This is a genomic window from Collinsella sp. TM09-10AT (genome assembly GCF_003436275.1).
In the GTDB taxonomy this organism is placed as follows: domain Bacteria; phylum Actinomycetota; class Coriobacteriia; order Coriobacteriales; family Coriobacteriaceae; genus Collinsella.
In genome coordinates, this window is the sequence record NZ_QSOP01000005.1 from 97,651 (window position 1) to 121,900 (window position 24,250).

General features: G+C 61.1%; 23 protein-coding genes and 1 tRNA gene. 3 read left to right on the forward strand and 21 right to left on the reverse strand.

Annotated elements, in window-relative coordinates:
* Positions 1–27 precede the first annotated feature (27 nt).
* Entirely contained in the window at positions 28–273 is a 246-nt protein-coding gene (locus DXD77_RS03590) for a KH domain-containing protein (RefSeq protein WP_171021534.1), read from the reverse strand.
* A 42-nt stretch (positions 274–315) separates the two neighbouring features.
* Entirely contained in the window at positions 316–657 is a 342-nt protein-coding gene (gene rpsP / locus DXD77_RS03595; protein WP_022094749.1) for a 30S ribosomal protein S16, read from the reverse strand.
* Positions 658–858: 201 nt separating this feature from the next.
* Here rpsP and dinB point away from each other — a divergent pair, with 201 nt between their 5' ends.
* A complete protein-coding gene (gene dinB / locus DXD77_RS03600) occupies positions 859–2,112 on the forward strand; it encodes a DNA polymerase IV (RefSeq protein ID WP_117564252.1) in 1,254 nt (417 codons plus the stop codon).
* A gap of 98 nt (positions 2,113–2,210) precedes the next feature.
* On the opposite strand, the gene rsfS is transcribed toward dinB, so the two are convergent.
* From rsfS to DXD77_RS03695, 19 genes are all read right to left on the reverse strand, one after another.
* Positions 2,211–2,666 (reverse strand): ribosome silencing factor, encoded by a 456-nt coding sequence (rsfS, locus tag DXD77_RS03605; protein ID WP_117647764.1) that lies wholly within the window; start codon positions 2,664–2,666, stop codon positions 2,211–2,213.
* Between the two features lie 27 nt (positions 2,667–2,693).
* Complete coding sequence (gene yqeK / locus DXD77_RS03610) at positions 2,694–3,227, reverse strand: bis(5'-nucleosyl)-tetraphosphatase (symmetrical) YqeK (protein ID WP_192924102.1); 534 nt, start codon at positions 3,225–3,227, stop codon at positions 2,694–2,696.
* 86 nt (positions 3,228–3,313) lie between these two features.
* Positions 3,314–3,991 carry a nicotinate-nucleotide adenylyltransferase gene (gene nadD, locus DXD77_RS03615; RefSeq protein WP_117564249.1) on the reverse strand — a complete coding sequence of 226 codons (678 nt, stop codon included), beginning with the start codon at positions 3,989–3,991 and terminating at the stop codon, positions 3,314–3,316.
* A gap of 3 nt (positions 3,992–3,994) precedes the next feature.
* Complete coding sequence (obgE, locus tag DXD77_RS03620) at positions 3,995–5,473, reverse strand: GTPase ObgE (protein ID WP_199407897.1); 1,479 nt, start codon at positions 5,471–5,473, stop codon at positions 3,995–3,997.
* 84 nt (positions 5,474–5,557) lie between these two features.
* Positions 5,558–5,815 (reverse strand): 50S ribosomal protein L27, encoded by a 258-nt coding sequence (gene rpmA, locus DXD77_RS03625; RefSeq protein ID WP_006236075.1) that lies wholly within the window; start codon positions 5,813–5,815, stop codon positions 5,558–5,560.
* 33 nt (positions 5,816–5,848) lie between these two features.
* Positions 5,849–6,223, reverse strand: a complete 375-nt coding sequence (gene rplU / locus DXD77_RS03630; protein ID WP_035138585.1) for a 50S ribosomal protein L21 — start codon at positions 6,221–6,223, stop codon at positions 5,849–5,851.
* A gap of 67 nt (positions 6,224–6,290) precedes the next feature.
* Positions 6,291–7,103: a TIGR03936 family radical SAM-associated protein gene (locus DXD77_RS03635; RefSeq protein WP_117564247.1), complete on the reverse strand. Its 813-nt coding sequence runs from the start codon at positions 7,101–7,103 to the stop codon at positions 6,291–6,293.
* Positions 7,100–8,977, reverse strand: coding sequence for a TIGR03960 family B12-binding radical SAM protein (locus DXD77_RS03640; protein WP_117564246.1), 1,878 nt, complete (start codon positions 8,975–8,977; stop codon positions 7,100–7,102). The genes DXD77_RS03635 and DXD77_RS03640 overlap by 4 nt, the downstream gene beginning before the upstream one ends.
* A 10-nt stretch (positions 8,978–8,987) precedes the next feature.
* On the reverse strand, positions 8,988–9,917 hold the full coding sequence (locus DXD77_RS03645; protein ID WP_117564245.1) for a YcjF family protein: 930 nt from the start codon (positions 9,915–9,917) through the stop codon (positions 8,988–8,990).
* Positions 9,918–9,935: 18 nt separating this feature from the next.
* Positions 9,936–11,162: an FtsW/RodA/SpoVE family cell cycle protein gene (locus DXD77_RS03650; protein WP_055249988.1), complete on the reverse strand. Its 1,227-nt coding sequence runs from the start codon at positions 11,160–11,162 to the stop codon at positions 9,936–9,938.
* A 9-nt stretch (positions 11,163–11,171) separates the two neighbouring features.
* Complete coding sequence (gene mrdA, locus DXD77_RS03655) at positions 11,172–13,241, reverse strand: penicillin-binding protein 2 (protein WP_055249986.1); 2,070 nt, start codon at positions 13,239–13,241, stop codon at positions 11,172–11,174.
* A gap of 13 nt (positions 13,242–13,254) precedes the next feature.
* The gene (locus DXD77_RS03660) at positions 13,255–13,821 is read right to left on the reverse strand and encodes a hypothetical protein (protein ID WP_117646379.1); all 567 of its coding nucleotides are present in this window, start codon (positions 13,819–13,821) and stop codon (positions 13,255–13,257) included.
* Between the two features lie 11 nt (positions 13,822–13,832).
* Positions 13,833–14,774, reverse strand: a complete 942-nt coding sequence (gene mreC, locus DXD77_RS03665) for a rod shape-determining protein MreC (protein WP_117647766.1) — start codon at positions 14,772–14,774, stop codon at positions 13,833–13,835.
* Between the two features lie 78 nt (positions 14,775–14,852).
* A complete protein-coding gene (locus DXD77_RS03670; protein ID WP_006236061.1) occupies positions 14,853–15,884 on the reverse strand; it encodes a rod shape-determining protein in 1,032 nt (343 codons plus the stop codon).
* 127 nt (positions 15,885–16,011) lie between these two features.
* Positions 16,012–17,316: a tetratricopeptide repeat protein gene (locus tag DXD77_RS03675; RefSeq protein ID WP_233502343.1), complete on the reverse strand. Its 1,305-nt coding sequence runs from the start codon at positions 17,314–17,316 to the stop codon at positions 16,012–16,014.
* Positions 17,317–17,327: 11 nt separating this feature from the next.
* Entirely contained in the window at positions 17,328–17,870 is a 543-nt protein-coding gene (locus DXD77_RS03680) for a peptidylprolyl isomerase (protein WP_117564241.1), read from the reverse strand.
* Positions 17,871–17,977: 107 nt separating this feature from the next.
* On the reverse strand, positions 17,978–19,120 hold the full coding sequence (locus tag DXD77_RS03685; RefSeq protein WP_158548932.1) for a zinc ribbon domain-containing protein: 1,143 nt from the start codon (positions 19,118–19,120) through the stop codon (positions 17,978–17,980).
* Between the two features lie 103 nt (positions 19,121–19,223).
* Positions 19,224–21,941, reverse strand: coding sequence for an HAD-IC family P-type ATPase (locus tag DXD77_RS03690; RefSeq protein WP_117564239.1), 2,718 nt, complete (start codon positions 21,939–21,941; stop codon positions 19,224–19,226).
* Positions 21,942–22,017: 76 nt separating this feature from the next.
* Positions 22,018–22,094 (reverse strand) — tRNA-Arg (locus DXD77_RS03695).
* A 204-nt stretch (positions 22,095–22,298) separates the two neighbouring features.
* Between DXD77_RS03695 and aroF the strand changes: the two genes are divergently transcribed.
* Positions 22,299–23,321, forward strand: a complete 1,023-nt coding sequence (gene aroF / locus DXD77_RS03700; protein ID WP_117647768.1) for a 3-deoxy-7-phosphoheptulonate synthase — start codon at positions 22,299–22,301, stop codon at positions 23,319–23,321.
* 3 nt (positions 23,322–23,324) lie between these two features.
* A complete protein-coding gene (locus tag DXD77_RS03705) occupies positions 23,325–24,239 on the forward strand; it encodes a prephenate dehydrogenase/arogenate dehydrogenase family protein (RefSeq protein WP_117564237.1) in 915 nt (304 codons plus the stop codon).
* Positions 24,240–24,250 lie beyond the last annotated feature (11 nt).

Genomic DNA, 24,250 nt, shown 5'->3' on the forward strand with positions numbered 1-24,250 from the left:
ATGTTTTTGTACTGGGACCTCAAGGTCCTAGCCCAGAACCTCTACCTCGACAGCAGTGTCGAGGCGAGCGGCCAGTGCACGGGCGAGCGTGCGAATGGCCTTGATGGTACGGCCACGACGGCCGATGACCTTAGCGACGTCATCCTCGGCGACAGAAACCTCGATCGTAGAGGCGTCGTCACCATCGATGACCTCAAGGCTCACGGAATCCGGGTCGTCGACGATCTGAACAACGAGATATTCGACGAGATCGGCGATGCGATCTGAGAGCATTGCCTCACCCTCGAGCTGTGCAGAGTCAACCTCAGGCACGATTTACTCCTCGGCGCCCTCAGCGGCCTCAGCGGCAGCCTTAGCGGCCTCGGCCTCTTTGGCGAGCTGCTTCTTGGACTTCTTGACGACGGTCTCGGTCTTCTCGCCCTCGTTGGCGGCCTTGACCAGAGCGGCGACGGCGTCGGTGAGCTGAGCGCCCTTGGACTGCCAGTCGGCGATCTTCTCGAGGTCGAGGTTGATGGTCTTGGGGGCGGTCATCGGGTTGTAGCGGCCAACCTCCTCGATGATACGACCGTCACGCGGGGCGCGGGAATCGGCGACGACGACACGGTAGTACGGACGCTTCTTAGCGCCGTGACGAGCAAGGCGAATCTTGACTGCCAAAGGAAACTCCTCCAACCAAGCAGCTTTAGGCTGCAACTACAAACAAACAGTTGAACATAATACGCCATCGACGCGGGCAGGTGAAGTCCGTGAGACCAACTTCTTCGGTGTAGTCGAAGGCAAATCCATATCTTAGACAAGAATTCGCGATTTGCAAGCACATCCACGCACCCCACATGAGCTGCGCGGTATACTCATGCCATGAAAAGACGCGAACATACATACGGTTATGAAGATGCTGCGGGCGTCACGCCGCCGCCCTGGACGGGGCCGGCGGTGGGCCTCATGGATCTCGATGCGTTTTTTGCGAGCGTGGAAATGCTCGACCATCCCGAGTGGCGCGGCAAGCCACTCATCGTGGGTGGCGATGCCGATTCCCGCGGCGTTGTGTCCACCTGCTCATACGAGGCGCGTCGCTTTGGCGTGCACTCCGCCATGCCCTCGGCCGAGGCACGGCGCCTCTGTCCGCAGGCCATTTGGACGCATGGGCACTTTGATCGCTACCGCGAGGTGAGCGCGCAGGTCATGGCGATTCTTGCCGAAGAGACGCCGCGCGTTGAGCGCGTATCCATCGACGAAGCCTTTATCGATATCACACCGGGTCGTTTTGCGCCCGAGGACCCGCTGCTGGTTGCACGGCGCATAAGCGACCGCGTGGCAGCGCTGGGAGTGACCTGTTCCATTGGCGTGGGCTGCAACAAGACGGTCGCAAAGATCGCAAGCGAGCGGGATAAGCCGTTTGGGCTGACCATCGTGCGCCCCGGAACCGAGCAGCGCTTTTTGGCCGCGCTGCCGGTATCTGCCATGAGCGGCATCGGGCGCTCGGCCGAGGAGCGACTGCGCCGCATGCGCATCTACACGCTCGGCGAGCTATCACGTGCACCGGAATCCACCTTGGCCTCTATTTTTGGCGTCAACGGCGAACGCATGCGCCAGCGTGCGCTGGGGCTCGAAATATCCGAAGTAACAAGCCTCGATGAGGAACGCGAGGTTAAATCCGTGAGCAATGAGCGCACCTTTGCGAAAGATTTGACTGAGCGTGGGGACATCGAAGCGGCGATTGCGTTGTTGGGAGAGTCAGTGGGACGCCGCCTGCGCCGTCAGGGACTAACGGGCGCCACGGTGACGCTCAAGCTCAAGTATTCGTATGGAAGCGGGCGAACGGCGCAGCGGCGGCTTCCCCACCCCACCGACGATGAGAACATCTTTGTGGCGGTTGCGCTCGAACTGCTCGACAACATCTGGCAGGAAGGCATGCATGTTCGCTTAGCAGGCATCGGCATGAGCGACTTCAACCACCAAGGCGGTATCCAAACCGACCTGTTCTGCGAAGTCGATGACCGCGGGGCCCAATCCAGCGACCGACGCGACCTCTCCGTCGCAATTGACGCCGTCCGCGACAAGTTCGGCGACACCGCCCTATCCTTCGGCCGCCAATCCCGCTTCAACGATTAACCGCCTTTGGGCAAAAAGAAAGCCGGGCAGGTGCGGAAAACCGCAACTGCCCGGCGATATGCGTGAGGGTAGCTAAAACCCCCGTCTCAAATGAGCTACTAGAGGAGATTGAGGGGGAGCTGGGGAGCGTCTCCCCAGAGTTTCTCGAGGCGGTAGAAGTCGCGGGCTTCGGGAGTGAAGACGTGGACGACAACCGAACCGTAGTCCATGAGCATCCAGGTCTTCTGCTCACGGCCCTCGATGGAGAACGGATGCTCGCCGCAAGCCTCGGCGACCTTCTCCTCGATCTTGTCAACGATCGAATCAACCTGACGGTTGTTGGTGCCGGTAGCGATGACAAAGTAGTCGCACACATCGGAAAGCTCAGTCAGGTCGAGCACTTGAACGTCCTCGCCTTTCTTGTCGTAGGCGGCCTGCGCGGCGGCGCGGGCGACATCCTCGGCGGCGACACCGCTCGCGGACAGCGAGGCGGCAGTGCGGTCGGACGTGGCAACGAAACTCTTGTGCTCCACACCTTCAAGAATCTGCTCGTCGGTCATGGTCTCGTCGGCCATGGAATACCTCTTTCTAGATAGCCCGAGCTAGCGCAGCTGGGCGTAATGGTTGTAAATCGTAATAGCCGTGGGATAAAGATAGCGCCCGGACTGGATCACATAGACCAGACCCTGCGCAAAACAGGAGAAGAACAACTCGTCAAGCGTCGACTCCCCCACCATCTTGCGCAGCGCGTGGGCATAATCACCATGGCGGTTGGGTTCGATGGCATCGGCCACAAAGACCACCATATCGAGCGGCGTCATGTCGCAGGCACCCACGGTGTGACGGTCGACAGCCTGGAAAACAGCCGGCGACAGCTCGGGGAAAAGCTGCGGAAGCTCATAGGCGGCAACAGGGCCATGCAAAAGCGGCGTCGCGGCGGAAGGAGAGCCGGCAACCTTGATGCCATAGTGAAGCGCGCGGGCCACGAGCTCGTCATCGGAAAGAACCTTGTCCCAATCGTGAATTAAGCCGGCGGCAGCCGCATCAAAGCGGTCAACGCCGTAGACCTCGGCCAGATGAAGTGCGGTCTCGGCAACACCCAGCGAATGCACATAGCGCTTGCGCTTATCTTTCATGCGAACATCGAGCAGCTCTTGAATGCGCTTGAGCAGCGCGCGCTCATCGCCCTCAAACTGATCCTCTACCGACAACGTAGCCCCCATCACTCAAAATCTTCTTGTCCCAAATCGGCATATAGCCTGCGCTTGCGAATGTAGCCGAGCACAGACTCGCTCGTAAGATAGCGCACGCTCATGCCGCGGGCAACTCGCTTACGAATGTTCGTCGAGCTGATCGCCAGCGCCGGAATCTGAATATAGCGCACGTCGAACGGCAGCCCCGACTCTTTGATTCGGGCACGCGCCGTATCGATATCAAAGCCCGGTCGCGTCGCCGCAATAAAGGTAGCAAGCTCAGCGATTCGCTCGGCATCATGCCAGGTCACAATATCGATAATCGCGTCGGCGCCCGTAATAAAGTAGAGCTTTACCTGCGGCGGGTAAAAGTCGCGAAGGGCATGAAGCGTATCGGCCGTATAGGTTATGCCCGGACGGTCAATCTCGAACCGGCTCGCCAAAAAGGCCGGGTTCGCGGCGGTGGCGAGGACCGTCATGGCATAACGGTCCTCGGCAGGCGTCACCGGCTTGTCAAGCTTAAAGGCGGGAGAGCCCGCCGGCATAAAGAGCACAGCGTCCAAGTCGAGCGACTCGCGCGCCTGCTCGGCAGTCACCAGGTGCCCGTAATGAATCGGGTCGAAGGTGCCGCCCATAATGCCAAGCCGAAACTCTTTGCCCTCTTTTATGGGCAGCTCGGGCAAACCGATTCCACCGCGCAGCGACATGGCTTACTCGCCCTCCGAGGTCTCGGCATCGTCCGCGACATCCGCCGCATCGACAACCTCGACGCCCTCATCCGGAGCATCGGTCACGTCAAGGGCCTCAACGGCAACGTCCTCGCCAGCGTCCTCGCCAGCGTCCTCGAGCTCCTCGTACTCCGAAAAGTCCTCAGCGCCCTCAAAGTCAAAGGCGCGCTGGCAAATGCGGACCTCGTCGCCCGCACGGCAGCCGGCCTTCTCGAGCGCATCGTCGACACCCATGCGCGCGAACTTATGCTGCAGGTAGATGACAGCTTCCTCGTTTTCCCAGTCGGTCTGGATGACCATGCGCTCAATCGCGCGACCAACCACACGGAAGGCACCGGGCTCTTCCTGGACAATGCGGAAACGCTTCTCGCGCTGCAGACGGCGGCGCTCCCACTCCTCGTCGCGCAGATCGACCGGCTCAGCGGAGACCGCCAACTCGGCACGCAGCTTAGCCACCTGCTCGCCCACGGCAAGCATCAGCGTGTTGAGGCCGGCGCCCGTCACGGCGGACACGGCAAAGAACATATGTCCATCGTCGAGCGCGGCGCGCTTGAGGTCGGCAATCTTGTCGGCCGTGCCCGGCGCATCGCACTTGTTGGCGACGACAATCTGCGGACGCTCCGAAAGCTCGGCGCCATACTGCTCGAGCTCACGGTTGATGATGCGGTAATCCTCAACCGGGTCGCGATCCTCAAAACCGCCCGTCATGTCGACGACATGCATGATCAGGGCCGTACGCTCAATGTGGCGCAGGAACTGGTGGCCCAGACCCTTGCCCTCGCTCGCGCCCTCGATCAAACCAGGAACGTCGGCAACAACGTAAGAATACTCACCGGCACGCACCATGCCCAGATTGGGCACGAGCGTGGTAAACGGATAATCGGCGATCTTGGGTCGGGCGGCACTCATGCGCGCGATGAGCGAGGACTTGCCCACCGAGGGGAAGCCCACGAGCGCGGCATCGGCCATAAGCTTCATCTCGAGCTCAATCCAGTGCTCCTCGGCCGGTTCGCCCAGCTGAGCGAACGCGGGCGCGCGGCGCACCGACGTCACAAAGTGCGTGTTGCCCAGGCCACCGGCACCGCCGGGCGCCACGACAACGCGCTCGCCATCGTGCACCAGGTCAGCAATCTCGAACATCGGGGTCTGCGTCTCGGGGTCGAGCTCGCGCACCACGGTGCCCATGGGAACCTTCAGGATCAGGTCCTCGCCGCTCTTGCCGTTACGACGGGCACCCTGCCCGTGCGTGCCGCGTTCGGCGCGGAAGTGATGCTTAAAGCGGTAATCGATCAACGAAGACAGCTGAGCATCGGCCTGGATGACGACATTGCCGCCACGACCGCCGTCGCCGCCATCGGGGCCGCCCTTGGGGACAAATGCCTCGCGCCTAAACGACATGCATCCGGCTCCGCCGTCGCCGCCGCACACGTTAATGCGGCTGATATCGGTGAACTGTGACAACAGAATCGCCTCCTACAAAAAGAGGGAGACCCTTGAATCCTAAAACTCAAGTGCCTCCCACATATGTGCTCTATGAAGGGTGAATTACGCGTTCGCGAGCGGGCGTACGCTGACCCTGTGCTTGATACCCTTGTGGAACTCAACGGTACCGTCGACCAGCGCGAACAGCGTGTCGTCCTTGCCACGGCCAACGTTCTCACCCGGGTGGATGTGCGTGCCGTGCTGACGGACGAGAATCGTGCCCGTGGTTACCGTCTGGCCGGCATAGCGCTTCGTGCCAAGGCGCTGACCGCGGGAGTCACGGCCATTACGGGAGGAACCGAGTCCTTTTTTGTGTGCCATTGTGTATACCTACTCTTTCGTTACGAGTGTAATCTACTCGGCGACGGGAGCCTCGGCAACAGCCTCGGCCTCTGCCTTGACAGCCTTCTTGGCGCGGGACGTAGCCTGGACCTTCACGATCTTCAGCTTGGTGAGCTGCTGACGGTGACCCTTCAGACGACGATAGCGCTTACGCTTGTGGAACTTGAAGACCAGCTGCTTCTCGCCCTTGAACTGCTCAACGATCTGAGCGGTAACCTTGGCCTTGGCCAGCTTGTCGGGATCGGTGACGATCTTCTTACCATCGTTGAGGAAGATGACCGGCAGGGTGACCTTGTCGCCCTCATTGCCCTCGATCTTCTCGACGGTGATGACATCGTCGGTGGCGACCTTGTACTGCTTGCCGCCCGTGTTAACGATTGCGTACATGTTTACTTGCCCTTCATGCATCAGTTAGTGCAACAGCCGAATATAGTAGCAGGCGAAAATACCCCCGTCAACGAGTATGTGGAGCAAATCCACAAGTTCGCACAGGTATGGGGCTGACGAGTCGGCCCTCGTCGTCCTCGCATGCTTGATTCTGACGCTCGACATCGTAGGAGCAGATGGTCACGAGGTCTTGCATACCGGTGGAAACAATAGGTGCATCGACGCCCGGGGTCAAGCCCTGCAACAAAACATCAGCAGCAGAAAGCAAAATCTCCGGACGCATGGAGCCCTCGTTGTCGGCATGGGTGTCGAGCATGAGCACCAGATGGTCCGGACGCTCCCCCGCCGTGATCTCATAGCCCACCAGTGTGTGGTCAAGGTCTAAGCGCTTGCTCTTTTTGCCGCGCGCATAGTCAATACCATGACCCGCGCGCAGCGTGTCGATCGCACGACGCACCTCGTCGGCGCTCACGGGGGCTTCGGGGTCCAGGTGCAAGTCGATACGGTACGACAGACGCGTAAGCTGAGCCGTGAGCGCCGGCGTGCGCACGTCGATGTACGCCGCCTCGATGGGCGCCAGATCGGCCGGAGAGGCCGCAGCCAGGCGCCCAAACGCCTCGTCGAGCGCCACGAACTCGGTCATAAACAGGTCATACCACTCGCAGGTCGACGACGTACCAACCGGTAGCGCCGAAGAGAAGCCCACGCGCATGTGCGGAGAGAAGCCCTGCGTGACGGCATAGGGAAGTCCCGCACGGCGCACGATGCGCTCAATGGTATGGATTACTTCGAGATGGCCCAGGTACTTAAGGCGGTCGCGCTTGCCATAGCGAACACGAAGCCTAAAGAGCGAGGGGTTGTCGGTCAGGCGCTCACTCATGCGCGATCACCCATCAATACATTCTTGGCGTGGAGCGTGGGGCAGATCCCGCAGCCGGTGCACGACGTGCGGGTGCAGTCGGGAGTCGTGACGCCCTCGAGCGAGCGACGGTACTCGCGCTCGAGGAAGCCGCGCGTGCAGCCGGGACTCACGTGCTCCCACGGCAGGCGCCAGTCCAACTCGTAGGGCAGGTGCACGAGCTCATTGAGGTCGATGCCGTTTTTGGCAGCAGCTTCCTTCCAGTTATCGAGCGAGAAATGCTCTACCCAGGCGTCAAAGCGAGAGCCCGAGCGCCAAGCATCGATGATGACGGGCGTCATGTCACGACCGGCGCGGGACAGCGCGGCCTCGATGAGCGAGGTCTCGGCATCGTGGTAATGCACGCGGACGGCACGGTTGCGAACGCTCGTGATAAGCAGCTTCTGGCGACGCTTGACGTCGTCGTAGTCGAGCTGCGGGCACCACTGGAACGGCGTGGCAGCCTTGGGGATAAAGACCGAAACCGAGATGGATACCGAAATCGAGCCGCGACGAGCCTTGGGCACCACGGAACGACCGAGCTCCAGCACGTGATCGGCCAGATTGGCAATGGCTACGATGTCCTCGTCGCGCTCACCGGGAAGGCCCATCATAAAGTAGAGCTTCATGCGGTTCCAGCCGGCCTCGAAGGCCGCCTTGGCCGCACGGTCCAGGTCCTCCTCGGTCACGTTCTTGTTAATGATGTCACGCATGCGCTGACTGCCGGCCTCGGGCGCGAACGTCAGGCCGCCCTTCTTTTCGCCGGCGACCGACTCGGCCATATCCACGCCAAACGAATCCAGGCGCTGCGACGGAATAGATACGCGAATACCCGTATCCTCCAGGCGACGGTTGAGCCTGCCGAGCACGTCGCGAATGCAGGAGTGGTCAGTCGTGGAGAGCGAGGTCAGCGACACCTCGTCATAGCCGGTCTTTTCCAGACCCTGAATCACCGACGAGACGATCTGGTCGGCCGAGCGCTCGCGCACTGGGCGATACGTCATGCCGGCCTGGCAAAAACGACAGCCGCGGGCGCAGCCGCGCAGGATCTCGATAGACAGGCGGTCGTGGACCAGCTGCGCATAGGGTACGCACGACTGCGACAGCGGATTCGTGGCGCCGAAATCCTCGACGACGCGCTTGTAGACCACGGTCGGCGCATTCTTGCCTTCACGCGGCACGGTGTAGCCATGCGGCGAACAGGGCTCGTCGTGACGAACCTCATAGAGCGACGGCACGTAGTTGCCGGCAATGGATGCAAGCTGCTCAACAATCTGTGCGCGCGGGACTCCTTCGTCGCGCAGGCGACGATGCAGCTGGCAGGTCTCGAGCAGCGACTCCTCGCCCTCGCCGATGAGGATGGCATCGAAGAAGGCCGCGTACGGCTCGGGGTTGTACACCGAGGGGCCGCCGGCGATGATAATGGGGTCGTCCTCGGTACGGTCGGCCGCTAACAGCGGAATGCCAGCGAGGTCGAGTGCCTCAAGGAAGTTCGTCACCGCCATCTCGTGCGGCACATGCAGGCCGACGATATCAAACGAAGCGACCGGCGCTGCACCCTCGAGCGAGAGCAGCGGAATGCCTGCCTCGCGCATAGCGTCACCCATATCGGGCCACGGCACATAGCCACGCTCGCAGGAGATGCCCTCGGCCTGGTTAAGGATGTTGTAGAGGATGGCGATACCCTGGTTGGGCAGACCAACCTCGTACACATCCGGGTAGATCAGGCAGCAACGGTAGTCGGCATCGGCCTTGGAAAGCGTGCCCCACTCGTGATCGATATAGCGACTCGGCTTTTCGACCTTGGCGAGCAACGGCTCAATTAAATGAAAACAATCTTGGTACGGAACGCGCAACGGAAAACCCCTAAGCAGCGAGATCTGATGCGTCCTGATAGGACGCCATAGGACGGGTAGTGCCCGCGACCGTGGTCACCAGATCGCGAACGCGGGAGAACGTGGCAGTGACCACCTCGTTGGCACGGCTGTAGTCGACATCGCGTTCGTAGAGCGAAACGAGCGCACGGCCCATGCCATAGGTGCCCGCGGCAGCAGTGAGCGCCTTGACGGCAAACCCAATATGCGGCGTCTGCTTGACGAGCGCGCGGGTGACCGCGCGGATCACAAGACCGCCGGCAAGCACGCCCGCGACCTCGTAGCCGCGCTCAGGCTTAATGCCGCGTCCAAAGACGGCAGCGAGCTCAAAGAGCATGCCCACCTGCGCCAGCGCCATAACAGGATAATCGGCGCCCGGCAAAAACACCAGTGCACCGGTCGCCATATTGGTGAGCGCGCACGAGGTGATGATACGATTAGCTGCCGCGATGCGCATAAAGGCAAAATTCGCCGCAAAAGCCGTTTCCTTGTCGGTGCGATCGAGAATCCAGCGGGCAAGCGTCTCGAGCAGATACGTCTTATCGGTTGCCGCCACCACGCCGAGCATGGGCGTGGATTCCTCGATAAACGGCACCTCCACAGCAGACTCGGCAAGCACGCACACGGGGGCGCCGGCGATCACGAGCTCCTGCACGGCACTCTCCAAGCGGTCGGAGCCGCACGAGAGCACCAGCACCACATCGGTATCGGTCTTTGGAGCAATTCGCTCCTCCCCCAGACGCTCGACGCGCACAATGCCCGAGGTCGTCTGCGGCACAAAGGCGTCACGCACCGTCTCGGCCAGAAAGCGCGAGGCGGACGAATCCAAATAGACCGAGACGCGCACCGGCGTATCGGAATCCTTCTTAACGGACGCGCCCATCTTAAAAGCGCGGGTCAGCTTATCTACGGGAATTTTCATAGCAAACCCCTCCAGCGGTTACGCGGCGCCCGAACGATGCCGCCATATGGATTGTACGATACCCACCGTCAGCAGCTGAATCATCATCGAAGACGAACCGAAGCTAATAAACGGTAGCGGAATACCGGTAATCGGCATCATGCCAATGCACATGCCGATGTTTTCGAAGGTCTGGAACGCCCACATGCCAACGATGCCCACACACGATAGGCGCAAGAACAGCGACTCACACTTAAAGGCGACGCGAATCGTCGAAAAGATCAGCAGCACGTAGAGGCACAGGAGCAAAAAGGAACCGCAAAAGCCAAAGGTCTCGGATAGGAAGGCGAAGACAAAGTCGGTGTGGAACTCAGGAAGAAAGCCGCCGGCCGACTGCGTCGCATGGCCCAAACCCTTACCAAAGAAGCCGCCCGAGCCAACGGCGATAAGCGACTGCTGCAGGTTGTAGGCATCGTCCGAATCGGCATTATCGGGGTCGATAAAGACCGTCAGGCGGTTCATCTGATACTGCTTGATGAGCACATCGTGGCCGAGCAACGAATCAAAGACCGAATCGAGCGCCAGGACGAGGGCCACCAGGCCCACAAGCAGGGCCAGGGTCGACAGCACCCATTCGCGGCGCGCACCGCTCATGCAGATGACGATGGCGCCCGAGACCAGCACGACCAGGCCCGAGCCCAGGTCGCCCATGGCAACGACGGCCAAAAACGGGATGGACAGCATGCCGCAGAGCTTGACGTAGTCGCGAACGGTATCGATGCGGCCGTTATACTGCGAGCCAAGCGTGGCGATAAAGAAGATGGTGATGAGCTTGGCAAGCTCGACCGGCTGGAATGTCAAGCCGATACCGGGAATCTTGATCCAGCCTGTCATGCCCAGACCGCCCGTATAGGACAGACCCGGAATCTTGGGCGAGAAGATCACGATCAGGTCGATGACGAGCAACGCCGTCGAAAAATTGGAAATACCGCGCAGATCGGTACGCCAGACGAGCACCGCAAGCACCGCGCCAATGCCAATGCCCAGCAGGTGGCGCGAGAATGAGGCGTCGGCCTTAAACTGTGACGCCGACCAAATAATGATGGCGCCATAGGCAACGAGCGCGACGGTAGCCAGCAGCACACCGATATGCACCTTTTGGCGAAACGTACCGCGCGAGGCCGAAAGTTGCTTGTTGACGCGGTCCAGGCTGCTGCGAGAGCCGGTCTTGGTTGAACGGAACAGATCCGCCGGAGAAAAATCCATCGCAACCTCCTATCGAACCGAAGAATCGCCCGAGGCCGAAGAGGTATCGGGCTCGTCATAAATCACGCCGAGCACGTCGCGCACGACATGCATCGCGGTATCCGAACCACCGCCGCCCTGCTCCAGGACAGTAGCGATGACATACTTGGGATCATCGGCCGGTGCATAGGCGCAGAACCACGCGTATTCGTCCTCGCCGCTTTTCTCGCCCGTGCCCGACTTGCCGTACACCTGCGGCGTCAGGGTGCCAAAGTGAGCCGCCAGGGACGTCGATGCCGTGTAAATCACGTCGTGCATGCCGTTGCGAACAAGAGTCAAATCCGAATCGCTGTTGATCTTGGCCTCCAGGCGCTTCTTCTTGCCCTTGCCGTTGTACTTATAGGCATCGCCGTCGCCATCGCGCGACACGGCAGACAAAAACACGTGAGGCACGTACTGTTTGCCGCCGTTGGCAAGACCCATATAGGCGCACGCCATCTGCAGGGGCGTCACCAGGATGTCGCCTTGGCCGATGGCAATGTTGGTCATATCGCCGGCATTCCACTTGCGGTCCTCGGCAGAGGCGTCGGTAAAGTACGACTCTTTCCACTCGGCATCGGGAATACGGCCCGCGCCCTCACTCGGCAGATCGATACCGCAGGTCTTGCCTAGGCCCCAGCGACGAAAGACCTCCTGCAGGCCCTCGGAATGTTGCTCGTCATAAAAGAACGCCTTGCCCATGTCGTAGAAGACGGGGTCGCACGAGTTGGCGATACCCGACTGCAGCGTCATGGTGCCGTGGCCAGACGTCAACCAGCAGCGCTTGCCCCAAGCCTTGCCCAAGCCCGTCCAATAGCCCGTGCAGTTGGTTGTCTGTGTTGAAGTGTAGGTTCCAAACTCAAGACCGGCCAGTGCCGAAAGCGGCTTGATGGTCGAGGCCGACATGTACTGTCCGCTAATGGCGCGGTTGAGCAGCGGGTGCGAACCCTTGTCATCATTGAGCTCGGTCCACACGTCATTTGAGACGCCGCCGATAAAGACGGAAGGATCGAACTTGGGCTCGCTCGCCATGCCCAGGATCTCGCCATTGTTGGGATCGAGACACACCACAGCGCCGTTGCCGGCATTGCTGTAGCCAGTGGTCTTGGCAAGCTCGATGGCGCTCGCCAGCGCCGTCTCACAGGCCTGTTGGATCTTAAGGTCGAGCGTGAGCTTAATGTCGGAGCCGGCCTTGGCGGGCACGGCGCCGGCCTGACCGGTCACATTGCCCGAGGCATCGACCTTGACGGTCTGCTCGCCACGAATACCCTGCAGCAGGTTTTCGTAGTAGCTCTCAACACCCGCCTGGCCCACGATATCGCCCGACTGGTACGTAATCCGGCCAGCAGAAGCATCATCGTCGCCAGAGGTTTTCTTATTCTGGGCCTCAAGCTGCTCGGAGGTAATGGTGCCGGTATAGCCCAAAATGTGACAGGCCGTCTCGCCATATGGATACTGGCGCTCGGTACGCTCGGCAATCTTGACGCCCGGGAACTCGCCGGCGTGCTCCTGAATATAGGCAACCGTGGAGCGACGGACGTCCGTCGCGATGGTATGCAGGCTCTGAGCGCCCTCGGAATTGTCCTGAATATTGCGCAGCACCGCCACGTAGGGCATACCGAGCACGTTGGCAAGATGGCGAACCAGAACCTCATCCTCGGCAAGGTCGCGGTAGGCCACGACAGCAAGTGAGGGACGGTTCTGGACAAGCGCCACGCCATTGCGGTCGAGGATGCGGCCGCGCACAGCGGGTGTGGTAACGGTGCGCGTCTGATTGCTATTAGCCTGCTTTTCGTAATAGTCCGACGAGACCATCTGCATGCCCCACAGCTTGACGGCAAGCGCCGCGAACATCGCGCCCACACCCGTGGTGAGGATGGAGAAGCGGCCCTTAAAGGCGGTCGCCGCGGTATTGCCCTCGCCCTCGGTGGCGCGCGGGGCCGTTCCATGCTGCGTATCGTAGGTAAAACGAGAATCGCCGCGACGCATGATGACCAGCGCGACCACGATGGCCACTACCAGCACGATACCGGCGATAATAACCGTCATCTGGGAAGACATCTACAGGCCTCCCCTATTTGAGCTTACGGGTCTTGGGCTTAAAGCGCATGCCCGTCTGGCGTCCGCCACGTGCGGAGAATCCATAACCGGACTGCGGCACGACGCCGGACATCAAAAACGGAATGGCAACCAGACCCGTCAGGATCGAAGACGGCAGCGCATGGCCGAAGATCGCCACGACAAAGCTCGTCTCCAAACCCATAAACAGCAAGATGATGCTGTAGATCACATTAATGACGAACGCGAAGGCGCCCACAGTGATGCCGCGCGCACTCGGGGTACCGCCCGTCTGACCGGCAGCGCTATGCACCAGGGCAAAAGAACCCACGGTCAGCAGGAGCGACATAACGCCCACCGGCACGGCAGCGGAAAGGTCATAGAACAAGCCGCTGCAAAAACCGCACACGACGGCACGGGTCGGGTCGCCCGAGAACACGCTTAGGCACACCAGGATAATCATAAAGTTGACGCGACCGCCCGCAATGGAGATCTGCGGTGCCAGGCCTGCCTGCAACAGCACGCACACGATGGCGGCGATTACAAACGTGCGGGAGCTCATCCCCTGCTCATGTAGATCCATGGACATGCCCCCTATTCGCTCGAGCCGGAATCGGTCGTCTCGGACGTGTCGGAACTGTCATCCGGGCTCTCGTCCTTCGTCTTGGTCGCAGCATCGCGCGACGTTCCCTGCGGCGTGCTGTTGGCCGTGTTCACGTCCTCATCCGAGGCCGACTGTTCGTCGGTCAGCGAGGTAATGACCAGCACTTCCTCGTTGTTCTCGGCCGTCGTCTGGGCGCGCACCACAATGGTGTAGTACACGTCGTTTGCCGATTTCTCAACCGACGAGACGGTGCCGAGCGGTAGACCCTTGGGGAACACACCGCCAATGCCCGAGGTCACGATGATGTCGCCAACCTTAACGTCGGAGTCGACGCTCACGTACTCAAGACGCAGCGTGCCGTCAGCCTGACCCTGCAGCATGCCCTGGGCGCGCGTGTCCTGCACCATAGCGGACACGCCCGAGTTCTCGTCGCCAATCAGGCGCACGGTGGACGTCTTGGCCGAGACCTCGATAATCTGGCCTATGACACCGGCAGAACTCGTCACAGGCATGTTGATGGTAAGACCGTCGGCAGAACCCTTATCGATGGTGACGGTCGAGGTCCAGGCATCGCCCGAAGCGCCGACGATACGAGCTGCGGTTGATTTGAGGTTGTAGGTCGACTGCAGGCCGACCAGCCCCTCCAGTCGCTCGGCGGTCTTTTGAGCCTCGGAGAGCTCGGCAACCTTAGAGGTCAGTTCCTCGTTTTGCTTCTTAAGCTCGTCAAGCGTGTCCTGCGACGCCGTAAGGTTAGAGAACACGTTACCGATCGCATTGAAGGGAGCCGCCACAGCCGAGCCCACAAAGCGCACCGGCGAGGTAATCGTCGTCACGCCCGAGCGCACGGCTTGAATCGGTCCTGCCTCGCCCTCGCGGATGTAAAACGTGAGCAGCAACACCGAAATCAGGCTGAAAACAATCAACGGGCGCATACCCGTTGATTGTCGCTTGGTATTCAGATTTGTGGAGAAACCCGAAGATCGTGCCAAATGGAATCCACCTTTTGGAAATTAAGCATTGGTCTGGACGAAGCCGCCATCAAACGCATTGGCCTCGAGCACGCGGGCACAGCCGTTAACGACGTTATCGAGCGCCGTGGGGCTGACGTTGACCGAAACGCCGGTCTCATCGCGCAGGCGCACGTCGAGACCGCGCAGCAGCGCGCCGCCACCGGTCAGCAAAATGCCGTAGTACATAAGGTCCGAGGCAAGATCGGGAGGCGTAGCGTCGAGTGCGTCCTTGACGGCCTTGGCCATCTCGTCGAGCGGCTTGTTGAGCGCGCGACGAATCTCCTCGCTCTCGATGCGCACGGTCTTGGGCAGACCGGTGATCACGTCGCGGCCGTTGACCTCGACGTCGAGCTCATCCTTGAGCGGCACGGCGGAGCCGACCTTGATCTTGATGTCCTCTGCCGTACGCTCGCCGATGGCCAGGTTGTAGGCATCGCGAACGTGCGTGAGAATGGCCTGATCGAACTCGTCGCCGGCAATACGGATGGACTGCGAGACGACGATGCCGCCCATAGCGATAACGGCAACCTCGGTGGTACCGCCACCGATGTCGATGACCATGGAGCCGGTGGGTTCCTCGACGGGCAGGTCGGCGCCGATGGCAGCCGCCATGGGCTCTTCGATCAGATAGGCCTGGCGGGCACCGGCCTGGATCGTGGCCTCAAAAACAGCGCGCTTCTCGACCGACGTGACACCGGAGGGAACGCAGACGACAACACGCGGACGCGGAGTCCACGGATAGCGCTTCTCGGACGCCTTGTCGATAAAGTAGCGAAGCATGGCCTCGGTAACATCGAAGTCGGCGATGACGCCGTCCTTCAAGGGACGAACGGCCACGATGTTGCCGGGCGTACGGCCGAGCATGCGCTTTGCCTCGATACCGACCGCCAAGATGCGCTCGTCGTTCTTGTCGATGGCGACAACAGAGGGCTCGCGAATGACGATGCCCTTGCCGCGCACGGAGACAAGCGTATTGGCGGTGCCGAGGTCGATGGCAAGATCGCCCGCATAGCTACCGAAGAACATATCCATCAAAGAAAACAACGCAACTCCTGATGTGTTGGATGATTGCTGGAAAACTACTAGCCCATCATACTAGCGCAAGCCCGGCACCTCACTTGCGGTGAAGCGCCGGGCAAAGCTAAATCCCATAAGGTCACTACTGGTTGTCAGCAGCCGAGAAATCCATATCGAGCGAAGAAACGGCCCAGCCGATATGGTTGTCGGAGCGCACGAATTTGACGGTGTACTCCTGCTCGCCGCCCTTGGACATCGATGCCTTCACCTTGGCGGTCGTCTCGGTCATGGACTGATCCATGCCCTCGACGGACACGGTGGCACCCTGCGGAATCGAGGAGATGATCATCGACTTAGCGTCCTCGGACAGGCTCGAGGCCAGGCAAGACTCGGCCTTTGCGGCGTCACCGTCGCCGGCAGCCTGGAACAGATCGGTAACGACAGACTCCTGAGACGGGAAGCCAAAGCCGCGCGTGTAGGCAAAGCCCAGACCGCCCGCGGCGATCAAAATGAGCAGAAGCAGCACGATGAAGACTTTGAGACCCGTATGGCGATGGCGACGACGGACCTTGGCCTGCTTACGATCCTGACGGTCCTGCTGGACCATCTCGGACTCGGACAGCGTAAAGAAGCCGGTGTCCGAGGGATCAGGCATAAACTGACCGGTCGCGCCCGTAGGATCGAGCGGATCGACGGCAGGAGCGTCCATCGCGGGCGCCGGAGCCGTGGCCATAGCCGTCTGGGCAGACAGCGCGGCAAGCGAATCCTGCACGCGGGCAAGCTCATCGGCCTGCTCGGAGGTGAGCTGGTAGATGCCATCGGCAGTAGCGGCATTAAAGGCGTCGAGTGCGTCGGAGGGACGGCCGGCGGCAGAAAGCGCCTGACCCATGCCGGCGTTGAGCGCACGCGTGTCGTCGCGGGGGCCGGCAAAGTCGATAGCCGTGCGGTAAGTCTCCACGGCATCCGCCGGACGGCCGAGCTTAATGAAGCAACGACCGAGCTCGCCGAGTGCGGCGGCAGGAGCCGGATTGGCGCCGTCGATGGCAGCCTGACGGAAGGCGGTTCCCGCGTTGGCATAGTCGCCCGACTGGAACAGCGCATTGCCCAGGCCCAGATAGGCCTTGAACGGCGTGGCATAGGAAGCATCCTGCGTAGCGGCAGAGAACGCCTGGGCGGCCGTCGTGTAGTCGCCCACGGCGGCGAGCGCCTTGCCGCGGTTGGTGAGCAGCGCGCCGCGCTTGCCGTAGGTACCGTCGTTGAGGGCGGCGGCATAGGCCTCGGCGGCCTCGGCATACATGCCCAGGTGCATCAAGGCGTTGCCACGAAGGTGATCGGCCTCGCCCATAATCTCATCGGGAGTCTTTGCCGCCCCAAGCATCTGGGCTGCAGCAGAAAAATCACCCGCGCGGTAAGCGGCGCGGCCCTGTTGGATCAGCTGGCTATTCAAGGAAGTCCCCTTTACTCGTGAACGATCTCGACATGGACGATCTCGTCGCCGGCACGCAGCTGCGAAATCACATCGAGACCCTCGACCGTGGTACCAAAGACGGTGTAACCAGAATCGAGGTTATGCTGGGCACCCAGGCAGAAGTAGAACTGCGAACCCGCGGAATCGGGATCCATGGAGCGTGCCATGGCAAGGGCGCCATCGACATGGCTGTTGCGCGGATTGGTGGCAAACTCGCCCTTGATGCAGTAGCCGGGACCACCGGTGCCGGGCATGCCGTCGGGGCCCTCAAGACCGGCAGCGACGTCGGCGCCGGACATGTCGCGGGTATTGGGGTCGCCGCCCTGGATAACAAAACCGGGCACATAGCGATGGAACTTAAGGCCATCATAGAAGCCCATCGTGGAAAGCTCGCAGAAGTTCGCGACATGAATGGGAGCGCCCTCGCCGTCAAACTTGACCTTGATGGTACCCTTCGACGTCTCGATTACGGCGCACTCGTCGCCGATAAGCTGATACTCGGGCGTGTAGAGCTCTTTCTTAAAACCAAACATGTGGTTCCCTCCTCGTGCGTTTAAAGCATATTTGTACGAATTGTAGCAATAAGCACGGGCTTACATCAATTGCGCACGTAGGTTATGCCGACTATGGCGAACTAATTTTAGGAACGCTGCTGCGGCTTCCAGGAACCCACATTGGCGTCGTACTGGTTCAGCGCGCTGTTGCCACCCTGCGCGATGGGCGCCAGGATCTCGCTTTGGTGGGAACTCATCGACTCGCCATCGGGAATGGCCAGCGAGATATCCCAGCTCTGGCAGATCACGTCAACGCGCTCATACATCCACTCGGCAAGCTGCTTTAAGTGGGCGATGTCGTCCGCATAGACCGTATCGTCCTGATACTTAAGATTGTTGAGCTCATCTTGCGTCTTTTTGATCTGGTCGCGCAGGGCGTAGGCACTCTGCGACAGCTCCTGACGGGTGGACAGCGGCGTTCGGAGATAACCATTGTTAAAGGAATCGATGACCTCGCCAATCTGGTCCTCGTCATCGTAGGACACGATGGTCTGATACAGACCGTCGAGCCTGGTATAGAGCTGATCATCGGTGAGCACGGTTTCTTCCTGGACCACCTCGGCAGAATCGTCCTGCTTGGTATCGTCCTCAATCGCCTCGCCCTTTTGACGCGTGGGGAAGGTGGTTTGTGCAGCTTGGCCAAACTGGTCGTAGAAGTCAGGCATAACACCCATGGGATCGGTCGTCACGAACCAATAGGCACCACCGCACACGACGGCAAGGACCGCGATGATAATGAGCGGCTTGGGAATATGACGCTTGTGCTTGTGATAGGCGTCCTCGTCGGGATGCACCTTACGCTTGGGTTTTTGAGGATCGTCGTGCAGTGAAACCGGCGTGGGAATAACGACCTTGGGGATACCGAAATCCTTATCGAAAGCCGGCAGCACGCAGGTCTCATTGGGGTCGGCGGCGTCTGAAAGCACCGCGGCGGCAGAGGCTGGCGCATGCGGCACCTCGGTATCGATCTGCTCTTGCGTTAGGCGCGGAAAGCCCGCCGTGCGGCCCGCTGCCAGGTCGGATGCGGCCGTGTCCTCGGAGAGGATACCCGGAGCGGGGCGTCCGCATTTGGGGCACGTACGATCATGCGGAGAAAGACGGGCACCGCAGCCCTCACAGAACACAAACTCGGTGTGCTCGGGACCATCGCCCGGACCCACATAGGCGTTGCAGTAGGGGCAGAACGAGGCGCCGTCCTCGATAGTCTTAAGGCAATGCGGGCAGATCACGGCATCCTCTTTTCGAAGCAATTCAAACAATCGAGGTTAGAGCATAACATCGCCACGGCCCCACAGGAGCAAGGCACCAATTCAACATCGCCAGGGCGCGTAGCTACTTCTTCTTTTTGCTTGGCATCGAAACTTTGATGCCTTGGGCGGACTTGGTTACGCGGAAGCGCTTGGCGCCCGTGGGCTTCTTTTTCTTGGGCTGGGCCTGGGCCACGCCCTCGAGTGCGCGGGCCTCGGCCTCACGAACGGTGCGAGCTTCGCGGCGCTGCGCCATGTCGGCGGCGACGCGCTTGGCAAAACGCTCCGCCGTCGAACCCGTCGAGCTCACCTTGCCGCCACCGCGACCCAGGCGGACGCGAACACCGCGGCCAAAACCAGTTGCGGCATGACGACGACGCGGCTTGAGCGAATCCATCATCGTGGCGAGCTTAAAAAACACCGAGCAGGTAAAGACCACGATGACAGCCAAGATAACCATCTGGCCCATCGACAGGTTAGCAATAGACAGCAGCTCCGGGAATCCGATAACGCCCACCAAGATGCCAGCGACTACAAACACAAAGAGCACCACGCGCAAGGGCGTGAGAGGCTGCGAGATGCGCCAGATCAGGCTGACGCTCGCCGCGCACGACGTAAGCAGGCACATCGTAGACAGCGTGAGCTGGTTAAAGCCAAACACGCGCGCCACAAAGATATCGAGCGCCGCGGCCAAAATGACCGCAATCGACGCCGGCAGTGCCCGCTTGAGCACGTTCGTCAGGAACGACCCCTTCACGCGAGCATTGTTGGGCTCCAGGCCCAAGACAAAGCCCGGCGCGCCAATGCAGAAGAAGTTGATGAGCGTCATCTGAATCGGCTCGAAAGGGTACGGCGGCAGCGCGATGCACAGCGCCGCCAGGCCCATCGAGAACAGCGTCTTGGTCAAGAACAGCGAAGCCGAACGCTGCAGGTTGTTGATGGAGCGACGGCCCTCGGCCACCACGGCGGGCATCGAGGCAAAGTCGTTGTCGACAAGTACGATCTCGGCCACGTTACGCGCGGCATCGGAGCCGGCCGCCATGGCGACGGAGCAGTCGGCCTCCTTGAGCGCCAGCACGTCGTTGACGCCGTCGCCCGTCATGGCCACGGTGTGCTCGCGGCGCTTGAGTGCCTGCACGAGCTCGCGCTTCTGCTGCGGGGTCACACGACCAAAGACATGGTAGCGGTCCACTGCGGCATCGAGCTTGGCCGGCGTATCGAGCGTCGTGGCGTCCACATAAGCGTCCGCCCCCGGCACGCCCACCACGCGTGCGATCGACGACACCGTACGCGGGTCGTCGCCACTGATCACGTTGAGGGTCACGCCCTGCTCGTTAAAGTAGCCGATGGTCTCGGCCGCCGAGGTACGAATCTCGTCGCGGATGGTCACAAAGCCCACGGGCTCGGCCTCGCCCACCATATCGCCATCGGGCGTAAAGCCGTCCACGAGCGCCACCACGAGCACGCGGCAGGTATCGGCAAGCTCGGCGACACGGTTCTCGACCTGGGCAAACGCACGATCAGAGAGCACAAACTGCGCCGCACCCATCACATATGAGCCCTGTGCAAACGACGCGCCGCTCCACTTTTTGGAAGACGAGAACGGAATGACCGACAGCGGCTCGGACACCTCGACCGGACGGTCGGCGTAATAGTTGAGCAGCGCCTGACAGGTCTCGTTGGCATCGGCCGAGGTCGCACGTGCGACGTTAGCCAGCGCAAAATCGAGCACCGTGGTATCGACGGGAACGGCGGCGTCGCCCTCCCCCGCACCCATACCCTCGACCGGCAGCGGATAGGTACCCTCGACCTCCATGCGGCCCGACGTGATGGTGCCCGTCTTGTCCAGGCACAGCACGTCGACGCGCGCGAGCGTCTCAATGCAGTAGAGCTGCTGCGCGAGTACCTTGCGGCGGGCCAGGCGCACCGTGGCGATGGCGAGCACCGACGAGGTCAGCAGCACCAGGCCTTGCGGGATCATGCCCAGCAGGGCGCCCACCGTGGACAGCAGCGCCGACGAAGGCACATGACCAGCCAACAGCTCGGAGAAGCACCACGAAAGCGCGCTATTGCCTGGGGTTCCCGCGGCATCCCACAGCTCGCTCACGCTCGAGGCAAACAACGCCAAACCGAGCGGGATCATGATGATGCTCGCAAAGCGCACGATGGCGTTAAGCGCGTTCATGATCTCGGAATTGACCTTTTTGACGTACTTGGCCTCGTTATTAATTTTGGCCACGTAGTTGTCGGCGCCGACATGGATCACGCGGGCGCGCAGCAGACCCGAGTCGATAAAGCTGCCGCTCATGAGCTCGGAACCGGGCTGTTTCTTAATAAGATCGCTCTCGCCCGTCAGCAAGCTCTCGTTCACGAGCGCCTCGCCCGAAACCACCACGGCGTCAGCGGGGATCTGGTCGCCGCGCCCCAGGCGGATGATGTCGTCGAGCACGATCTGGTCCAGGTCGAGCTCCACCTCGGAGCCGTCGCGCACCGCGATGGCCTTCTTGGAGGTCAGCAGCGTGAGCTTATCGACCATCTTCTTGGAACGCATGGACTGAATGACGCCAATAGCGGTATTGAGGAACACCACGAACAGGAACGTCAGATTCTTAAACGAACCGGTCAAAATGACCAGGAACGCCAAGATCACGTTGATCAAATTGAACAGCGTGCAGAGGTTCTCGATGATGAGCTCTTTGACCGACTTGGTCTTGAGCTCCATGTTGCGGTTGATCTTACCGGCGGCGATGCGCTCCTCGACCTCGGCGGTCGAGAGTCCGCGCTCGATATCCGTTGCTGCCATACCACGTCCCATCACGTCGCGTCGGTATAAGAAAAACCGCCCGGACCATGCGAGGTTCGGACGGTCTCACGTTCGATGGTGCCCCATGTTGGATTCGAACCAACGGCCTTCTGCTCCGGAGGCAGACGCTCTAATCCCCTGAGCTAATAGGGCCAACGTTTGGCATTATACCCAAGTGCACCACGGGCTATCAAAATAAAAGAAAAAGCTTTGCAATTCCGAGGAAGACGCGGCGCAGAGGCTCACTTTAGAACGCAAAAGTGAAACAATTAGTATAAACTCACATGCACCATATATACACGGCTCGCGATGCGGGCCGTTTTTGCAAGGGTTATCCATCGATGTGAGAGGCACACCATGATTGCAATTTTAAAGCAGAGCGCCAGCGACGAGGCCGTCAGCCATATCGTCAGCTGGATTGAGAAAAAGGGCCTGAAGACCGACGTCTCGCGCGGCGAGAACGAGACGATCATCGGCCTGGTGGGCGATACGACCAAGATCGACCCGTTCCTGCTCGAGTCCATGGACGTCGTCGAGCGCGTGCAGCGCGTCTCCGAGCCGTTCAAGCGCGCCAATCGCAAGTTCCACCCCGAGGACTCCGTCATCGACTGCGGCCACGGCGTCAAGATCGGCGGCGATCAGTTCCAGGTCATCGCCGGCCCGTGCTCCGTCGAGGGCGAGAACCTCATCCGCATCGCCCGCCGCGTGAAGGCCGCCGGTGCCACGATGCTGCGCGGCGGTGCCTACAAGCCCCGCACTTCCCCGTACGCCTACCAGGGCATGGGCCCCGCCGGTCTGGACCTGCTGTGCGAGGCGTCTGCCGATCTCGACATGGCGATCGTCACCGAGATCATGGACCCGCGCGACGTGCAGGTCTTCCTGGACAAGAAGATCGACGTCATGCAGATCGGCGCCCGCAACGCCCAGAACTTCCCTCTGCTCAAAGAGGTCGGCAAGACCAAGACTCCGATCTTGCTTAAGCGCGGCATGTCCGGCACGATCGATGAGCTGCTCATGGCCGCCGAGTACATCATGAGCGAGGGCAACGACAACGTCATCCTGTGCGAGCGCGGCATCCGCACCTTCGAGACCCGCAGCCGCAACACCTTCGACCTCAATGCCGTGCCGGTGCTGCACCACCTGTCGCACCTGCCCGTCGTCGCCGACCCCAGCCACGCCACCGGCTACACCCGCTACGTTGAGCCCATGGCGCTCGCCGCGACCGCCTGCGGTGCCAACGGCCTAGAGATCGAGGTCCACGACGAGCCCAGCCGCGCATGGTCCGACGGCGCTCAGGCCCTCACCCCCGATCAGTTCGACGACACCATGCGCCGCATCCGAGCCATTCGCGAGGTTGTCTGCCATGAGACCATGGAGTAGCCCATGGGTACAGTGAGAAACGCGCGCGTTAACCAGGGCGGCCCCAAGTGCGCCGGCATCGTCGGCCTGGGCCTCATCGGCGGCAGCTTTGCCCGCGGCTATGCGCAGGCGGGCGTCCGCGTGCTAGCCTGGGACCCCGATGACGATGTCATGACGGCCGCCAGCATGGGCACTGTCGCCGGAGAGCTTAACGACAAGACGCTCGGCGAATGCGACATCATCGTCCTTGCCTGCTATCCCGAGGCATGCATCGAGTGGCTCGAGGCGCACGCCCAGGCGCTCGCCGACGCCACCGACACCGAGGCCATCATGGGCCCCGTGGTGATCGACACGGTGGGCGTCAAGGGCATCGTGTGCGAGCGCGCCTTTGAGCTAGCCCGCGAGCACGGCTTTTACTTTGTGGGCGCGCACCCCATGGCGGGCACGCAGTACTCGGGCTATGCGCACTCCCGCGCCGACCTGTTCCAGGGCGCCCCGCTCGTGCTCGTACCGCCCGCGGTGGACGATGCGCTCAAACTGGAGCTTTTGGGCCAGGTGCGCGAGATGGTACGCCCCTTGGGCTTTGGCAAGTTCAGCGTGACCAGCGCCGCCGAGCACGACCGCGTCATCGCCTTTACGAGCCAGCTCGCGCACGTCGTCTCCAACGCCTATGTTAAGAGCCCGACCGCTCAGGTCCACCACGGCTTTTCGGCCGGCAGCTACCGCGATCTCACCCGCGTGGCGCACCTCAACCCGCAAATGTGGTCCGAGCTCATGATCGACGACGCCGACGCGCTCGCCTTCGAGATCGACCATCTGATCGAATCGCTTGGCGCCTACAGCCGTGCGCTCAAGGACCGCGACCAGCGCTATCTGGAGAATCTCCTTGCCGAGGGCGACCGCATTAAGCGCGCACTCGACGACGAGGCCTCCCACTAGACAACCCATCA

What these genes read in the sequence shown, in the direction of transcription:
- DXD77_RS03590 (WP_171021534.1), bottom strand. Translation starts at nt 273, where the DNA reads ATGCTCTCAGATCGCATCGCCGATCTCGTCGAATATCTCGTTGTTCAG.
- dinB (WP_117564252.1), top strand. Translation starts at nt 859, where the DNA reads ATGAAAAGACGCGAACATACATACGGTTATGAAGATGCTGCGGGCGTC.
- rsfS (WP_117647764.1), bottom strand. Translation starts at nt 2,666, where the DNA reads ATGGCCGACGAGACCATGACCGACGAGCAGATTCTTGAAGGTGTGGAG.
- yqeK (WP_192924102.1), bottom strand. Translation starts at nt 3,227, where the DNA reads ATGAAAGATAAGCGCAAGCGCTATGTGCATTCGCTGGGTGTTGCCGAG.
- nadD (WP_117564249.1), bottom strand. Translation starts at nt 3,991, where the DNA reads ATGTCGCTGCGCGGTGGAATCGGTTTGCCCGAGCTGCCCATAAAAGAG.
- rpmA (WP_006236075.1), bottom strand. Translation starts at nt 5,815, where the DNA reads ATGGCACACAAAAAAGGACTCGGTTCCTCCCGTAATGGCCGTGACTCC.
- rplU (WP_035138585.1), bottom strand. Translation starts at nt 6,223, where the DNA reads ATGTACGCAATCGTTAACACGGGCGGCAAGCAGTACAAGGTCGCCACC.
- DXD77_RS03635 (WP_117564247.1), bottom strand. Translation starts at nt 7,103, where the DNA reads ATGAGTGAGCGCCTGACCGACAACCCCTCGCTCTTTAGGCTTCGTGTT.
- DXD77_RS03645 (WP_117564245.1), bottom strand. Translation starts at nt 9,917, where the DNA reads ATGAAAATTCCCGTAGATAAGCTGACCCGCGCTTTTAAGATGGGCGCG.
- DXD77_RS03650 (WP_055249988.1), bottom strand. Translation starts at nt 11,162, where the DNA reads ATGGATTTTTCTCCGGCGGATCTGTTCCGTTCAACCAAGACCGGCTCT.
- mrdA (WP_055249986.1), bottom strand. Translation starts at nt 13,241, where the DNA reads ATGTCTTCCCAGATGACGGTTATTATCGCCGGTATCGTGCTGGTAGTG.
- DXD77_RS03660 (WP_117646379.1), bottom strand. Translation starts at nt 13,821, where the DNA reads ATGGATCTACATGAGCAGGGGATGAGCTCCCGCACGTTTGTAATCGCC.
- mreC (WP_117647766.1), bottom strand. Translation starts at nt 14,774, where the DNA reads ATGCGCCCGTTGATTGTTTTCAGCCTGATTTCGGTGTTGCTGCTCACG.
- DXD77_RS03670 (WP_006236061.1), bottom strand. Translation starts at nt 15,884, where the DNA reads ATGGATATGTTCTTCGGTAGCTATGCGGGCGATCTTGCCATCGACCTC.
- DXD77_RS03680 (WP_117564241.1), bottom strand. Translation starts at nt 17,870, where the DNA reads ATGTTTGGTTTTAAGAAAGAGCTCTACACGCCCGAGTATCAGCTTATC.
- DXD77_RS03690 (WP_117564239.1), bottom strand. Translation starts at nt 21,941, where the DNA reads ATGGCAGCAACGGATATCGAGCGCGGACTCTCGACCGCCGAGGTCGAG.
- aroF (WP_117647768.1), top strand. Translation starts at nt 22,299, where the DNA reads ATGATTGCAATTTTAAAGCAGAGCGCCAGCGACGAGGCCGTCAGCCAT.
- DXD77_RS03705 (WP_117564237.1), top strand. Translation starts at nt 23,325, where the DNA reads ATGGGTACAGTGAGAAACGCGCGCGTTAACCAGGGCGGCCCCAAGTGC.